Origin of the sequence: Simiduia sp. 21SJ11W-1, assembly GCF_024138675.1 — a bacterium.
In the GTDB taxonomy this organism is placed as follows: Bacteria; Pseudomonadota; Gammaproteobacteria; order Pseudomonadales; family Cellvibrionaceae; genus Simiduia.
In genome coordinates, this window is record NZ_CP090959.1 from 1677085 (window position 1) to 1692939 (window position 15855).

The following is a 15855-nucleotide window of genomic DNA, read 5'->3' on the forward strand; positions in this document are numbered from 1 at the left end:
CAATGAGTAACCAATGGTTTTGTGCAGAGCGGTTGCCGCTCGATGTCAATTTAGCGCCGGTCATAAATGCGCTGCGCGCACGCGCCATTCCCTGCTGGGTGAGTGAAGAGGCGGGGCGGCAATGCATCTGGTTGCAGGCCCAGGCGCACCTGCCAATATTGGCGGAAATTTTACAAGCCGCCGGGCGCGGTGAGCTGGAGGTTGATAGCGAGCTGGAGATTGATAGCAAGCCAGCCCCTATGCCGCGCGTTGCCAAAGCCCGGCAGTGGCCGCCGGTTACTTTGTGTCTGCTGGTGTTGAGCGCGCTCGGTGCGCTGTTGGTGGAGTTTGATCAAGGCAGCACGATTGCCCAGCTTACATTTACCGAAGCCCGCGTGCGCGGCAACGCGCTCTACTTCTCAGACTTGGCCAGCGCCCTGGAACAGGGCCAGTGGTGGCGTTTACTCACGCCCATGTTTTTGCATTTCGATTTTTTTCACCTGCTCTTTAACAGCCTGTGGGTGTGGGAGTTTGGCCGGCGCATAGAGTTGCAGCGCAGCGGCTTGTGGTTAATTTCGCTCACCCTGTTTGCCTCGCTCGGTGCCAACTTTATGCAATATGCCATGAGCGGGCCGTCGTTGTTTGGTGGCATGTCGGGCGTGTTGTATGGCTATGTGGGTTACATACTGGTGTGGGCGCGATTGTGGCCTGCCAAAAGCTTTGGCGTGGCGCCCGGTATTCTCGGGTTTATGTTGATTTGGTTGGTGCTGTGTTTTACCGGCGCCGTAGATACGTTTATTGATGGCGAAGTGGCCAATGGCGCGCATCTCGGTGGGCTGCTGGGTGGTTTGCTGTTTGGTTTTCTTGATGTGTTGCGGGCAAAGCTGCTGGCCCGAAATTAATTTTAAGGTTCTATAAATGGATTACAAAACCCTGCTCGATAATTTAACCCCAGAGGTGTACGAAAACCTAAAGCGCGCAATTGAATTGGGCAAGTGGCCCGATGGCCGCGCGCTTACCCAAGAGCAGCGCGCAACCTGTATGCAGGCAGTCATCGCCTATGAACACAAGCATTTGCCACCCGAGCAGCACACAGGGTTTATACCGCCTAAGCCGCACCAGCATTGTGGTGAGCCTGGCGACGACGAACAGCCCGTAACCTGGAAACACTGATGCCACGTTTCGAGGGAAGTTTACGTAAAATGGGCGCCCGGTTGGGCGCAGGCAGTGAGGCTGAAGTGGATTACAGTATGCGGGTGGGTGATGCCTGTGTGCCGTTAAATCCGCTTTTGGGTAAGCCTGTGTCGCTCACCTTTACCGGCACTATCGAATGCATTCACTGTGCGCGAGTCACTAAAAAAAGTTTTAGCCAGGGTTTTTGTTACCCCTGTTTCCAAAAGCTTGCCCAGTGTGATCGCTGTATTATGAGCCCGGAGCTGTGCCATTTTGATCAAGGCACCTGCCGCGAACCCGAGTGGGCCGAAACCCACTGCATGACCGATCACATTGTGTACCTTGCCAATTCCTCGGGTTTAAAAATCGGCATTACCCGCGGCACACAAGTGCCCACGCGCTGGATTGATCAGGGCGCGGTGAGTGCCGTGCCGCTGGTGCGCGTTGCCACCCGTCAGCAAGCGGGCCTGTTGGAAAGCGCCATGAAAGAACATGTGGCCGATAAAACCAACTGGCGCACCATGCTCAAAAATGCCCAGCCCGAGATTGACATGCACGCCGAATTCGAGCGGTTGGCAGAGCTTGCCGAACCCGCCATTTGCGAGCTGCAAGAGCAGTTTGGTTTACAGGCCATTCAGTTGTTGGATGGCTCGGCGGTGCAACACATTAACTACCCGGTAGCCCAATACCCGGGCAAAATCACCTCGCACAATGCAGAAAAAACACCGGAAATTGCCGGTGTGTTGCAAGGCATTCGCGGCCAGTACTGGTTACTGGATACCGGCGTGATTAACCTGCGTAAGTACACAGGCTACCAAGTGTCGTTTTCTTTTTGAGGTAAATTCATGACCGAGCAGCAAGCGCCCAATGTTATCTATCTGGCCGACTACCAGCCGCCCACCCACTGGATTGATGAAACGCATCTGGATGTAGATATCAAACCCAACGCCACCCGTGTGACCGCGCGGTTAAAAATCCGCCCCAATGAGGCGCGCGGTGAGCAGACTCTGGTGTTAGACGGTGAAAATCTAGACACCCGGCGCGTGTGCTGGAATGATCGCGCGCTCGCCCCGGCAGACTACACCATTGAAGGCAGCCAGTTGATTCTAACGGGCATTTCCGAACCCGGCTGGTTGACCACAGAAGTGGTGATAGACCCTGAAAACAACACCGCACTCGAAGGCCTTTACCGCTCGCGCACCATGTATTGCACCCAGTGTGAGGCCGAGGGCTTTCGTAAAATCACCTGGTATTTAGACAGGCCCGATGTGATGAGCGTGTTCACCACCCGCATCGAGGCCGATAAAACCACCTGCCCGGTACTGCTCTCAAACGGTAATTTAGTTGAGGCAGGAGAGGTGGGCTCGGGGCGCCATTTTGCCGCTTGGCACGACCCCCATAAAAAGCCCAGTTACCTGTTTGCACTGGTTGCAGGCGAGCTTGCCTGTGTGCGTGATGCATATACCACAGCCTCTGGCCGCAAGGTTGCCATTGAAGTTTTTGTGGAGCCGAAAGATCTCGATAAATGCGATCACGCCATTGATTCCTTGAAGCGCGCCATGCGCTGGGATGAAACCGTGTACGGCCGCGAATACGATTTGGACATCTACATGATTGTGGCGGTAGATGACTTCAATATGGGTGCCATGGAAAACAAGGGGCTCAATATTTTTAACACCTCTTGTGTATTGGCCAACCCGAAAACCACCACCGATGTGGGTTTTCAGCGCGTAGAGGCGGTGGTGGCGCACGAGTATTTTCACAACTGGTCTGGCAACCGCGTAACCTGCCGCGATTGGTTTCAATTAAGTTTAAAAGAGGGGTTTACCGTTTATCGCGATGCGCAATTTTCAGCCGACATGAATTCGGCAACCGTTAAGCGCATTGAAGATGTAAACCTATTGCGCACTGCGCAGTTTAAAGAAGATGCCGGCCCCTTGGCGCACCCGGTCAGGCCCCCCTCGTTTATAGAAATATCAAACTTCTACACGCTTACCGTGTACGAAAAGGGCGCCGAAGTGGTTCGCATGCTCGCAACCCTTCTTGGGCCGGAAGATTTTCGCCGCGCTACAGATTTGTATTTCGAGCGTCACGACGGCCAGGCAGTGACCTGCGATGATTTTGTGCAGGCCATGGAAGATGTGAGCGGGCGCGACTTCACCCAGTTCAAGCTGTGGTACTCCCAGGCCGGCACGCCAGAGGTGGCGGTGGCGGCGCACTATGATGAAAACGCACAGCAATATCGCCTGCGTTTTAGCCAAAGTTGCCCACCCACGCCTGAGGCCGACACCAAGGCGCCGTTTCATATTCCCGTGCGTATTGCCCTGCTGGGGGATGCAGGCCAACTGCCGCTGCAACTCAAAGGCCACACACCTGACGATTTGCCGGCAGACAACACAGAAATGATGCTGGAGCTGACCGAAGCGGAGCAGGAGTTCACCTTTACCGGGGTGAAAGAAGCGCCGGTTCCGTCATTGCTGCGGGGCTTTTCTGCGCCAGTGAACCTGCGTTACGAATACACAGAGGCCGAGCTGGTTCGCCTGTTAACCGGCGATACGGATTTGTTCAACCGCTGGAGCGCCTCACAGGAACTGGCTGTGAGTGCGGTAAAAGGCGCGTTACAAACCTTTGATGCCGAGCATGACTTTGCAGGTGCAATTACCCCAGGTGATGCCTGGGTGGCAGCGCTGGCGGCAAATCTTGAGCATCCCGAACTGGATCCGGCGGTTATGGCGTATATGTTGCAATTGCCCTCTGTAAGCTATCTGCACGACCGGTTGCCACAGGCCGATATTTTGGCACTGCATAAAATACGTGAAGCCTTGGTGGCGGCATTGGGCCGGGCTTTGGCCGTGCCACTTTCGGCCAAGCTCAAGGCCTACGATATCAGCCAGCCCTATGCGGTAAACGCCGAAGCTGTTGCCCAGAGAAGCCTGAGCAATACCGCGCTGTTAATGCTTGCACGCGCCGGTGATGCCGAGGCGTTGGCCCAGGCGGTTAGGCGCTACCAGGGTGCAAACAATATGACGGATCAGCTGGCGGCACTGAAGGCCATAGTGGCGGCTCACCCAGAGCCCGTGGTGCAGGCACACCTTAATGCCTTCTACGCGCAATGGGCCGATGAGGCGCTGGTGGTGAATCAATGGTTAACGCTGCAAGCGAGCCGCGACGTGCCGCAGGCGCTGGACGATGTTCAGGCGCTTACTGAACACGCCTGTTTCAGTTGGACCAACCCCAACAAGGTGCGTGCGTTGGTGGCAGGCTTTGCCAGCCAGAATCCGGGGCAGTTTCATCGCGCTGATGGCCGTGGCTACCATTGGCTTGCCGATGTGATTATTCGCCTGAATCAGGCCAATCCGCAGTTGGCATCGCGCCTGGTCACGCCACTGGCGCAGTGGCGTAAGTTCGGTGAGCGCGGCGCGTTGATGCGTGAGGCGCTAGCGCGTATTAACGGCCAGCCGTTAAGTAAAGATGTGTACGAGGTGGTGGCCAAGGCATTGGCCTAAACGGGTGCCAGCCCGAGCCTGCTGTGGTAAATTTGTGGGCTAGGTTTCACACCCGAGGGCACGGCGGCCACCCCCGTTGCGGGTAACCAGCCTGCTGGCCGTTAGATTTAATGAAAAAGTACCGGTGACAAGAAAGGAGCGAGCATGTCCCCCAAGGTAATTGTTGCAATTTGCAGCGCAGGATTTTTATTGGCTGCAAGCCAGGTGTGGGCACAAAAGCTCTACAAAATAGTGGATGAAAACGGCAATGTAACCTTTTCCCAGTTTCCCCCCAAGGAAAAATCTGAAAACACCAAAGTGGAAGACGTGCACGTAAAAAGTTCCGGTGGTAAAACGCCGGTGCGCTATGTGGGCACCAATGCCTATTGTGGAGATATTCGCCTGCCCACAAGCTACACAGGTTCAAGCCGCCATTCGGAAGAGTACCGCGCGAAATATATGCAATCCAAACTGGATGACTGGCGTGAACGTTTGCGTGATATCGAGCAATCCAGCCAAGAGCGTGCGCGCCGTAAACTCAACCAGGGCTCGGGCGGTGGTATTGCCTACAGTGCCAAGCAAAATAGCCAATACCAGCAAAGTATGGCGCGCGATACCGAGCGCATGCGTGAATTGCGCTGCGCCATCAATTGGGCGGAAGAGCAAAATAGCAGCACAGCCGAAGTGATTCGCGAAAGCGGCGAAGAAACCCAGCGGTTACAACAGGTGCATGCCGAGCTTGAGCGCAGGATGATTGATCAGTGTGGCCGCGAGCCGCTGTTAGACCCAACAGACCCGCGCAATGCAAAAGATCGTCGCCAGTGGCGTGCCTGCTCGAAAAAATTCCGCAACGATATGCGCAAAGTAGAGCGCGAACTCTAGGGTGTGTTTTAGCCCGTTTTAGCGAATTTTCTAAAAAATAAGCCAGTGAGCCATTAGGCGCACTGGCTTTATTCTGTTTGACTTTGGCCTGTACTTTTTTGCCGTTACCTGCCTGGCCTGTGCTAACTGCTGGCAAGTAAGAGCCCTCAATAGCGGCAGCGGGTGGGCAGGTAGGCCAGTTCAATATCTGTCAGGTTTTCTCCAGCACCCTGCATGCCCTCAGGTACGGCGCTTAAGCCGCACACCCAAGACACAGGGCTTAAGGGGGAGCCTGCCACATACACGGGGTAGAGGGTTACCACCTTGCCCGTTTGCCCCTCGGCAATTTTATTGCCTAATTCCAGATGCAATGCGCCGTCTGCCAGCGTTACGGCCGCTAAATAATTGCCCACAATTTTATCGGGGTTTGGCATACCCAGTGTTTCATTGTTGGCAGGGAATTCCCCCATGAGTTTGTAGTAGGCCACTACCTGCTGCTGGTAATCCTTAACAAGTTCCAGGCTTTCATCAATTTGCACACGGGTCATGCGGCCCTTGGTGTTGGGAATGGCAAGCGTCACCAATATGGCAATAATGGCGAGCACTATCATCATTTCAACCAGGGTAAAACCTGCTTGAACGGGCAGTAAAGGGTGGCTTTTAGCCTGAGGTACAGTTGGTTTGCGCATGGCGCTAGCATAGCCGGTTTGCTGAGCTATTTCAGCTATGCCAGCACCCCAATGCGCAATGGCGGTGGTGCTTAGTTGTGCTTAAGCAACCAATAAATAGCGATCCATCTTTGCCTGAATAGTGGCCTCAAGTGACTTGGCATCAAAGCGCGAAAGATCTTTTAATAGTGAGGGCTTAACCCGGTGCAAATGCAAAATGGGGGATGACTTGTTTAGCTCCCGCAAGTCTTTGTTGGTGATCACCGGTAAAAACGGCTCACCTTTGGGCATGCGCTCGGCCACGGCCTTAAGGCCCTGGGCCAAGGGCGTGAACTGGAACTTGCCGGTACCGCGATTGCGTTTGCCGAGCATCAAGCCCGATTTACCCAGCGCCTCACCTGGCACAATGAACAGGCCCGTGCGAATAACGGCATCGGCGCAAATGGCTTGGTAGGTATCGTGGTGGGCATCCTGATTGGGCAACACCAGCAGTTTGCTGTTGTCTGCGGTCACGGGCCAGATGTTATAGTTTGCGTACACCTGTTCTACAGAGCCTGAAAATACGCACAAAGACGCCTCAAAGCGCTTTAAAAAGTTAACCGCGCGCTCTTTGTAAACTATGCCCGCCAGATTCCATATGAGTTGCTGCGACATCACCTGCCTCCGTCTAATAAGCTAGAGTGTATGGCAGTCACGTTTACTTCCCCACGACCTAAGGCGCCGAATAAATGATCAATTCCGCCAACTTTCATTGCCATTACCGGGCCGGCTTCGGTTCGCAGAGGTGCAGTTTTGGCACTGGCTGAGCAGGCGCTGGCGGCCAAAGTGCTGGTGCCAGGCCTTGATTGTGCCTCTGGCGGCGCGCCTTGGGTGAAGGCGGGTGTGTTACAGGAATATGTGGGGGCGCAGGGTTGGTTTCGTTACTTCCAGCAGCTGCAGGCCGCACAGCTGGGTGTGGCGGGCTATTGGTGGTTGGCAAATCCCAATTTGCAGCAGGCGTTAAGTGCCCACGGTGGGGTGATGGCCAGTTGGTTGCCGGGCTTCAGCGTTGATCTTACCCAGGCCACTTCAGGTTGCCTGAAGTTAAAGCACCCTCAGCCCTGGCTTGTGGTCTATGGCAGTGCGCTGCTTTGGCATTTGGCGCGCCAAGCCTGGGGCAGCGGGGCCAAACTGACCTCACTGGTGGTGCCCGCCCGCGAAGAGGCAGCTTTGGGGCTGCTGGGAGCCTACAGCGAATCCCTCGCGGTGGCGGATACCGAGGCGGCTGAGTTGCACTTTTCGCCGGAATTGCTTACCCAACGCTTTGTGACCCACAACGCCAAATTACTCCCCCTGTTTGCCGACAGTTTAAGCTTTTTGCGCCCAGGTGGTGATGCAGGTTTGGCAAGCCAGATCTACCAGCTTTTAGACGCAATACCGTCGTTGGAGTCGGCCACGCAAGCCTGGGTAGCATCAGAGCTTGCCATCAGCGAGCGCACCCTAAACCGGCAGCTCTCAGAGCAGGGCTTGAGTTACCGCGAGCTGATCACGGCATACCGCAATAGTCAGGCGGTAACCCGCCTGTGTGACGGTGAATCCATTGATCGCTTGGCGGCCTATTTGGGCTTTTCAGAGCGGGCGGCATTTGAGCGGGCTTTTAAGGGTTGGCAGGGGGTAACGCCGGCAAAATTTCAGGCGCAATACCGGCGCTTGTCAAAAGACATAGATGTAGAAGTGCTCATAACGCCCGAGCGCTTACCGAATTTACCGGCCATTGCCTCGCAGCTACTGGGCATGGTGCAAGACGACGATGCCAGCCTTGAAAAAATTGCCGCATTGGTAGAGCAAGATCCGGTATTAACGGCCAAGCTAATCAGTATTGCCAGCAGTGCCTATTACGGCATGAAGCGCTCGGCCACCATCAAAGAAGTGGTGGTGCGGGTGTTCGGCGTTGATAAACTGCGATTTCTGGCGCTGGCTGTTTTGGCCGCAGGCAGTTTTAAGCTTGAGCGTTGCCCGGCATTTTCGCTGGAGCGCTTTTGGTTGATGTCTTTAGGGGTAGCCCAGATTGCCACTAATGTGTATCGCAAACTGGGCAAATCAAGTGAAGATCAGGCAGATATTTACCTGGCGGGTTTGCTGCACAATATTGGCCGGCTGGTATTGGTGCAGTGCTTTCCCGCACGCATGCAAGCGCTGCTTGCGCCCTTAACCGGCAATGAGTTGCCCCAGGAGTTGCTGGCCATGGAAAAACTCAAACTCGGTGTAGATGCTTGCGAGGCGGGCGCGGTACTACTCGCCAAGTGGCAACTGCCGCGCTCGGTGAGCGTTGTCATGCGCCAACTGGCCGTAGACAAGGTGGCCATGATGCCTGAGGCCCAGCTATTGCTGGATGCCGAAGAGTTTTTATTGGCGTTGTCGGCAGTGCCTGCCGCTAGCCAAAGTGGGGCGCCCGAAGTTGATGCCGCCGCAAAAACACGCACTGCTGTAAACGCTTTTGCTTGCACCATTGCCGAGGCCATGGCGGTTGCGCCTGATAAAATCTCCCCGGTGTTGGAAGAGTTTGCCACACGGCTGCCCGAGCTTCAGGCAACGGCCAAAGCCATTCATACAGATGCCGCCTAATAGCCCGGTAACAAATCTGTGCCGCAGAGGCTGACATCTGCCATTACTGCCCGGCGCTCGCTATGAGCGCTACAAGTCATTAACATGCTCTCCCAGTTGCTGGGGGAATGTCATGCCGATTGAACTTTATTATCTGTTATTGCTGGTAACCGGATTTGTTGCCGGCATCATAAATACCCTTGCCGGTGGCGGCAGTAATTTAACGGTGCCTGCGCTCATGGTGATGGGCATGCCCGCCGATGTGGCCAATGCCACCAACCGGGTAGGGGTGTTGTTTCAAAGTGTGAGTGCCGTGCGGGGCTTTCATCAACACGGCAAGCTCCCCTGGGACGCCGTTACCCCCATTGTGATGCCCACGCTCATTGGCGGTGCCTTGGGCGCGTTGGCTGCAGTATTTGCGCCGAACGAGATTCTAAAGCCTTTGCTGTTGGGCACCATGATTGCCATGGCGCTGGTTATTTTAATCAGCCCTTCGGTGGTGGCCCCGGGCGCTGATGAAAAACCCAAAACCGTTGCAGAGTCTCCCCTGGGGCTTGTGGGTTTGCTGTTTGCGGGCTTCTACGGCGGTTTTGTGCAGGCGGGTGTGGGGTTTGTGTTATTGGCGGCCATTACCGGTGCCTTGCGTTTTGATCTGGTGCGCGCCAATGCGCTCAAAGTGATTTGCGCACTGGGCTTTACCTTAGTGGCACTCATAATTTTTATTATTGATGATTTGGTAGCCTGGGTGCCGGGCCTGGTGCTGGCCGTGGGGGCCATATTCGGTGCACAACTTGCGGTGAAATTTGCCATTAAGGTAGAGCAGCGGGTGTTGAAATGGTTTTTACTGGTAATGACTCTGGTGGCGAGTGCCGCCGCTTTACTCAGCGGCTAGTTTCGCAAGGTGCCTGAATTAGGAAGTACCTAAATTGAAAGATGCCTGAATTGCAAAGTACATGAATTGAAAAGTAGCTGAAACAGATGCACAAAAGCCCGCAAAGTAACTGGGCAATCTAAGCACAGCTGCAAACGACTAGCGGGCGTTCTGTTTGGTGAGAGGTAGGTGTGAAAAGTTGGCTGCCAATGGTAAGTGCGGGGCGCAATAAAGCTCCAAATGAACCAGTGGCTGCCGGTTTGGTGCAGGCCTTGCAAGCGTTGAGGATTGCAAGGCCAGGCAATTTACAGCATGCGGCTTAATATGCTTTTCTTTTCGCCTTCAAATAAGTGATAGAGCACAGCAGTTAGGTGCAATACTACAACGGCCAGCAGTACCCAGGGTGCATATTCGTGCACTTCATGAAAAAAGCCTGCCAGTGCCCGGTTTTCTTCGAACAACAAAGGCACAGATACGCCCCCGAACTTGATAGCAGAGCCTGCAAAGTTAGCCATTGCCCAGCCGCTTAGGGGCACAATGGCCATTAATAAATACAGCAAGTGCTTGGTAGATTTTGCCAATACTCGCTCTGTTTTACTAAACGCTTCCGGCAGCTTGGGCGCGGGTTTCTTAAAGGCCCAGGCGATGCGGGCAATCAACAGCCAGATGAATACAAAGCCCGTGGCTTTGTGCAATAGGATTAGATCAACCCGCCCGGGGGCATCGCGATCCAGTCCACTCATGTAATTGCCCACGGCAATCAGGCCAAAAATCATCAGCGCCATCAACCAATGGAGGCTGCGGCTAACTAAGTGGTAGCGTTCGGTGTTCATAGGTTTTCCTTTTACGCACTTAAACCTGTTCCGGGTAGAGGGGTTTTAGTGGCTGATTCTCTTTTTGCTTATCGGTTGCCGCACTCACCGGATTAGCCGCACGCACCTCGGCAAGCAGGCTGCTAATTTCGCCTGCAAAATGACTGTGCGCGCCGTAGGCCATGGCTTCAAGCGCGTTAATTTGCGCAACCAGTGCAGGGTAGTGGCCGAGCCTTTTAGCCAGGGGCGCTTTGCCCAGTGGTTCAGACCAACGATTTAGCCAGCGAAGAATAGCAGTTGCATTGGCGGGCGTCATGGGTTGGCTGCACAGGCGCTCAAGCTCGGTCACAGGCGCGCCGGGTGCCGGCGCGCTGGTTGTATCATCCGGTGCTGCAAGGCCCTCTTTTGGCGCTCGCGCCCATAGCCAAATAAGCCCACACAGGGTTGCAATATTGGTGGCTGCCAGTGCAAGCGTTAGCCAAAACCATGGGTTTGGTGGCTGTTGTGTTGCAGCATTGGGTGCGGCTAAGGGCGGGTTCGGCTGTGTTTCGTCATCAGCTTCGGTGGGGCTATCAGAGGCAGCTTGTGGCTCTCTGTGAGGTTGGGCCTGGCCATCATGGGGTGCGCTGTTTGCCAGTGCCGGGTTGTTGGCCACTTCAACGGTGCGCGCGGGCAAGCGGGCGGTTTCCATTTGTTGGGTGTTCAGGTTCCACCAGCTGAGTGTCACTTCAGGCAGGGTAAACCTGCCGGCCTGCGTGGGCACAATGGCAAGGCTTTCTGCAACTGTGGCCGTCAAGCCATCGCTGCTTGTTTGGTCGTTGCGCTCTGTGGGTTCTTGGTAATATTTCAGCCCCCGGGGTGCTTTGAGTGCAAGGCTGGGTATCTGGTTTTCCGTAAGCCCTTGGGCCGAAATAATAATATGGCGGTTAATGGGTTCGCCCACAGTCCATTGAGTGTTGCCCTCGCTCCAGGATTCAGACAGCGACAGCTGTTGGGCAGGCAACCAGTGTTCGCCTTGGTAATTGGCCGGTTGTGGCTGCACCTCAAGGGTGAGGGCTTTCGAGCGCAGGCGTTTGGTTGCGCCTGTGCTGTATTGAAACGGGTTGTTCCAGCTTCTGTCGCTGCCTGTTGCTACGGTAAACACTTGTTGCGGTATTTCCAAACGCCCGCTTTTTTGTGGGAAGAGCGCGTAGCGCCATTCTTTTATGGTGTAGAGTTTTTCGCCCACGCGCTTTTGATATTGGGTGTCGTCAAGGTTTACCAGCAGGGCATCGGGAAGTGAAAGATTGGATGCATCCTGAATGCGCAGGGGGATGGCGGTGGCGAGTTTCAAGCTGACAATCACCTGCTCTTGCACATAGGGTGTTGCGTTATCAACCGATAAATCCAGATACACATCAGCGCGCGTATCGCCAGCCGCCGGTGCCGCGGACACATCAATTAAAATGGCGTTGCTGTAATTGCCCATGTATTCAAATGAGGGGATAACCAGTTGGCCTTGGGCCTTGGGTGCAAGGGTGAGTTGCCACTCGGTAAAGGCTTCAATTTGGCCGTTGATATTGCGGTACTGGCTACTTTGGGTTTGCCCTAAAATATCAAACTGTTTTTCCAGTTGGCTGAAATCCGGTGCTGTATTGCTTTGCGGTGATACGCGCACTTGCAGCGCGAGCGTTTCATCCAGGCTCAGTTGCGCGCGATCTACCCGCGCGCTGATGTCTTGGGCTTGCGCCCAGGGGCTAAGGGCAAGTTGCACCAGTATCAGCACAGTTAACAGCCACAGTGTACGGGCTGTATTTCCTGCCGGGTAGCCATTAAAAACAGGCAGGGTTTTACCAACGTTCATGGGCATCATTCTCCGGTGCTTGCCATTCGCCGCGTTTAATGGCTCGGCGGCGCTCTCTGTATTCGTATTCAAATTTTCGGCGCAACAGGCCTGAGGGATCATCTTCTACCTGACGTAGCCATTGCTCCATGGCCTGGCGCTCTTCCGGACTCAGGTGATCAAGTGCATCCGGGCGCCCGTATGTTTCGCCCTGTGGCTCGCCTGCTTGCCCGGTTTCAGGCGGGTTATTGCTATAGGGCGATTCTGCCAGTGAATCTTCAGGTGCCCCGGGCTGTGCGCCCTGTTCTTGCGATTGGGCCTCGCTGTTTGGTGGCTCGCGATCTTCCGGGTTGTTGCCCGGATTTTCGTCAGCTGTGTGGTCGGGGTTATCGGCCGCGTTAGCCTGGGGTGACTCAGTGGGATTTTCCTGCTCACCTTTTTGATTGTGAGGGGTTTGGTCTGCTTGCTCGTTTTGTGAATCTGGGTTTTGTGAGCCGTTGTTCTGTGAACTGTTGTTTTGTGAACCAGAGTCATCCGGGCTCTGCTCGCCGTCGGTGTTTTCACCCTGTGGATTTTCCTGGTTTTGGCCCTCGTTGTTCTCGCCTGGCTGGCTCTCGTTTTCCGGGTTGTCAGCTGGGGGATTTTGATTCTGTTGCTCTTTAATAGATTCCAATAATTCCAGGTTTGCCTTGGCATCGTTCATGTCGGGTGCAAGTTCAAGGGCCTGCTGGTAGCTTTCCATCGCTTTATCGATATCGCCTGCCTGAGCGTGGGCATTGCCGAGGTTGTACCAGTCGTCGGCGGTTGCTGTGTCTTGTTGGGTGAGGTTGCTCAGAGTTTCAATGGCTTGTGGGTAGTTTTTTGCCCGGTATTGCGCGGCCGCTCGCCAGCGGGGGTCGTTAAACTCGTGGGCGGCAACTTCCGGCGCATCACTTTCCAGCGCTTTCTGGCCCCGTTGATCGCGGTTTAGCCAAAGCTTGTCCCAAAAGTTTAAGGGGCTGGCCTCGGCTGCTTGCGATTGTTCTGTGGTGCCACTGGCCGGGCTATTCGCCTGGGCAGCCTCTGGCAACATGAGCGTGGTGCCAAGAGCGATGGGCAAGAGAAAAAACAAATTTTTTCTAAAGCCGTAGGCGGCAAGTGGCAGCAATAGCCACGCAAGCCAAATGCCTTCATCGCGCCAGCTGTCGAAATCACGCTCTACCTCGCGCCCACCACGCGTGTTGCTGAGCGGCTTGGCGAGTGCGCGAATATCATCATCGGTAAAGGTGAGGTCTTGGTAGCTCCCGCCGGTGCTGGCAGCCAGCTGGCGTAAGAGCGCGCGATCGTTTTTTACCATCACAATATTGCCGGCGCGGTCTTTGGCGAAACCGCGCTCACCCAGGGGAATAGGAGCACCTGTTTCATCGCCCAATCCAATAATGTGCAGTTGGTAGGGGGTTGGTTTTAACGTATCAACCAAGGTAGGCAGAGCCTCCGGTGCTACGCCGTCGGTAATTAACACGATGCGGGCACGGGCAAGGTGTGCCTGGTTCAGTTGTTCAACGGCAAGGGTCACTGCCTGCTCTAGGTTACTGCCGGTGAGCGGCATGATGTCGGGCGTGAGTGCGGGAATCAGATTTTTCAGCGTGCGCGCATCGTCTGTTAGTGGGGCAACGAGGTGTGCATTGCCGGCGTAGGCAATGAGCGCACGCTGGCCTTCGCGCTGCAAATTGAGCGCATCTGTGAGTTTTTGTTGGGCGCGTTTAATCCGGCTGGGTTTTACATCTTCTGCCAGCATTGATGGTGATAGATCCAGCAAAAATACCGTGGCATCGTCTGTTTTCAAGACCGGTGTGGGCAATTTATTCCAGGCGGGCCCGGCCAGCGCAACGCATGCAATAACCCAACTGCCTGCCAATAAAGGCCACACCAGTTGCCGCTTACCTTTATGGGCAATATTTAATTGCTTGAGCAGGGCCGGGGCTATGTGGGTTTGCCAGACGGCCACGCTCGCCGTGCGTTTGTTTAGCCAGTAGGCTAGTAACGGCAGTAGCGGTAATAAAAGCAGCCATACAGGCCTTAAAAAATGAAATTGATCAAACATGCTTCACCTCAGAGGCAAAGAATCTGTTGGCCAGCTGCGCCCAAACCAATGCAGTAATGCTTAAGAGCAATGCCAGCGCCAGTGGCCAGTGAAACAGAGACTGGCTGGGCCTGAACACTTCGGCATCTTGAGCTGCGGGTTCCAGTTCATCCAAAAGCGCGTAAATTTGATGCAATTCTTGCGGGTTGTGGGCGCGGAAATATTGGCCGCCGGTGAGTTTGGCGATGTGGGTTAATGTGGATTCATCTAAATCAACGGAGGGGTTCACAGTGCGGGCACCAAACTGTGAACCCAGTAAGCCCGGCACCTGCATTTGGCTGGCGCCCAGGCCTATGGTGTAGATTTTTACATTGGCCGCCGCCGCCACTTCAGCGGCTTGGCGAGGGCTGATGGTGCCCGCGGTGTTGGCGCCATCGGTGAGTAGAATCATAACCCGTGAAGCTTCTGGCCGTTCGCGCAGCCTTTTTACTGCCAGGCCTATGGCATCGCCGATGGCGGTGTTTTCACCGGCAAAGCCGAGTTGTGCCTCTTGCAATAAGCGCCCAACGGTTGTGCGATCAAAGGTGAGCGGTGCCTGCAGATAGGCTTGGGTGCCAAATAAAATCAGCCCCAGGCGGTCGCCATGACGGCGTGTTACAAATTCTTGCACCACCGCTTTTACCGCCACTAGCCGGCTTACGGACTGGTTATTGAATTGCATATCGGGTGTTTTCATGGAGCCTGAAATGTCTACGGCCAGCAGTAAATCGCGGCCACTTGCGGGCAGCTCTATAGGCTCGCCTTGCCAGCGGGGGTTGCTGGCCGCGGTTAGCAGGCAAAGCCAGATGGCACTCATTACCAGTAGGCCTTTGCGGTTTTTATGTTGGGCTTGAGTATCACTGTTTGTATTGGCGCCGCGCAATATGGCCGCCGGTACCGCGAGCGTTGGGCTTGTGCGTGCAGCATTGGGCAGCCATGCGCGAACAAGCCAAGGCAGGGGTAATAGGGCAAACAGCCAGGGCCATTCAATGCTGAGCATCTACGGCCTCCGTGAGGTAATGCTGGAGCCAGCGCCGAACCGCCTCTACACAGGCTGCGATTTGCTCGGGCGTTAAGGTATTGCCCGGTTGATAGGCTTGCACCAATAGCATTTGGCCCATGTGTTCACACTGTGTGCCTGAACCCTGCGCGCGGCTATTAATAAACGTGAGCCAGGCTTTATCTGTGAGGTGAATGGCCTGCGGCTCACCACGGCTGAGAGCCGCGCGCCGCAGCAATGCATTCAGGGCTTGCGCGAGTTGTTGGGCGTTGTTGTGGCGTTGGTAGTGGGAATAGGCTCTCGCCAATTCCGCCTGCGCCTGCATTAACAAGGCATTGCGCGCAGCCGTTACCTGGCGCCTTTGTTGGTACTTCCAAAAGCCGAGCGCAATTAGCAACAAAAGTATTAAACCCAGCAGCCACCAGCCAGGGGCGGGTGGCCAACCCCCCACCTCGGCGGGCAGGTGAATGTCTTTAATGGGGAGTTCATTGGTTTGCATG

At 55.0% G+C, this 15855-nt stretch carries 14 protein-coding genes; 7 read left to right on the plus strand and 7 right to left on the minus strand.

Features of this window, described 5'->3' with window-relative positions; all coding sequences use genetic code 11:
• Positions 1 to 2 precede the first annotated feature (2 nt).
• The 5 genes from L1F30_RS07380 to L1F30_RS07400 all read left to right on the plus strand — a co-directional run bounded on the left by L1F30_RS07380 (position 3) and on the right by L1F30_RS07400 (position 5519).
• The gene (locus tag L1F30_RS07380; protein ID WP_253361207.1) at positions 3 to 881 is read left to right on the plus strand and encodes a rhomboid family intramembrane serine protease; all 879 of its coding nucleotides are present in this window, start codon (positions 3 to 5) and stop codon (positions 879 to 881) included.
• Positions 882 to 897: 16 nt separating this feature from the next.
• On the plus strand, positions 898 to 1152 hold the full coding sequence (locus L1F30_RS07385) for a YeaC family protein (RefSeq protein ID WP_253361209.1): 255 nt from the start codon (positions 898 to 900) through the stop codon (positions 1150 to 1152).
• A complete protein-coding gene (locus tag L1F30_RS07390) occupies positions 1152 to 1988 on the plus strand; it encodes a DUF2797 domain-containing protein (RefSeq protein WP_253361211.1) in 837 nt (278 codons plus the stop codon). Before L1F30_RS07385 ends, L1F30_RS07390 begins: the two co-directional genes overlap by 1 nt.
• Before the next feature lie 9 nt (positions 1989 to 1997).
• Complete coding sequence (pepN, locus tag L1F30_RS07395) at positions 1998 to 4658, plus strand: aminopeptidase N (protein WP_253361213.1); 2661 nt, start codon at positions 1998 to 2000, stop codon at positions 4656 to 4658.
• Positions 4659 to 4802: 144 nt separating this feature from the next.
• Positions 4803 to 5519, plus strand: a complete 717-nt coding sequence (locus L1F30_RS07400; RefSeq protein WP_253361215.1) for a DUF4124 domain-containing protein — start codon at positions 4803 to 4805, stop codon at positions 5517 to 5519.
• 146 nt (positions 5520 to 5665) lie between these two features.
• Here L1F30_RS07400 and L1F30_RS07405 read toward each other — a convergent pair whose 3' ends face one another.
• Positions 5666 to 6187, minus strand: a complete 522-nt coding sequence (locus tag L1F30_RS07405) for a prepilin-type N-terminal cleavage/methylation domain-containing protein (RefSeq protein ID WP_253361217.1) — start codon at positions 6185 to 6187, stop codon at positions 5666 to 5668.
• An 81-nt stretch (positions 6188 to 6268) separates the two neighbouring features.
• Complete coding sequence (locus tag L1F30_RS07410; RefSeq protein ID WP_253361219.1) at positions 6269 to 6820, minus strand: hypothetical protein; 552 nt, start codon at positions 6818 to 6820, stop codon at positions 6269 to 6271.
• A gap of 138 nt (positions 6821 to 6958) precedes the next feature.
• Here L1F30_RS07410 and L1F30_RS07415 point away from each other — a divergent pair, with 138 nt between their 5' ends.
• Both L1F30_RS07415 and L1F30_RS07420 read left to right on the plus strand, forming a co-directional pair.
• Positions 6959 to 8770 (plus strand): HDOD domain-containing protein, encoded by a 1812-nt coding sequence (locus tag L1F30_RS07415; protein WP_253361221.1) that lies wholly within the window; start codon positions 6959 to 6961, stop codon positions 8768 to 8770.
• 112 nt (positions 8771 to 8882) lie between these two features.
• On the plus strand, positions 8883 to 9641 hold the full coding sequence (locus tag L1F30_RS07420) for a sulfite exporter TauE/SafE family protein (protein ID WP_253361223.1): 759 nt from the start codon (positions 8883 to 8885) through the stop codon (positions 9639 to 9641).
• Between the two features lie 284 nt (positions 9642 to 9925).
• On the opposite strand, the gene L1F30_RS07425 is transcribed toward L1F30_RS07420, so the two are convergent.
• The 5 genes from L1F30_RS07425 to L1F30_RS07445 are packed head-to-tail and all read right to left on the minus strand — an operon-like array spanning position 9926 to position 15854.
• Positions 9926 to 10453 (minus strand): cytochrome b, encoded by a 528-nt coding sequence (locus L1F30_RS07425; RefSeq protein ID WP_253361225.1) that lies wholly within the window; start codon positions 10451 to 10453, stop codon positions 9926 to 9928.
• Between the two features lie 19 nt (positions 10454 to 10472).
• Positions 10473 to 12275: a BatD family protein gene (locus L1F30_RS07430; RefSeq protein ID WP_253361227.1), complete on the minus strand. Its 1803-nt coding sequence runs from the start codon at positions 12273 to 12275 to the stop codon at positions 10473 to 10475.
• Positions 12262 to 14337: a VWA domain-containing protein gene (locus L1F30_RS07435; RefSeq protein WP_253361229.1), complete on the minus strand. Its 2076-nt coding sequence runs from the start codon at positions 14335 to 14337 to the stop codon at positions 12262 to 12264. The genes L1F30_RS07430 and L1F30_RS07435 overlap by 14 nt, the downstream gene beginning before the upstream one ends.
• A complete protein-coding gene (locus L1F30_RS07440) occupies positions 14330 to 15355 on the minus strand; it encodes a VWA domain-containing protein (RefSeq protein WP_253361231.1) in 1026 nt (341 codons plus the stop codon). Before L1F30_RS07440 ends, L1F30_RS07435 begins: the two co-directional genes overlap by 8 nt.
• Complete coding sequence (locus L1F30_RS07445) at positions 15342 to 15854, minus strand: DUF4381 domain-containing protein (RefSeq protein WP_253361233.1); 513 nt, start codon at positions 15852 to 15854, stop codon at positions 15342 to 15344. The genes L1F30_RS07440 and L1F30_RS07445 overlap by 14 nt, the downstream gene beginning before the upstream one ends.
• Between the last annotated feature and the right edge of the window lies 1 nt (position 15855).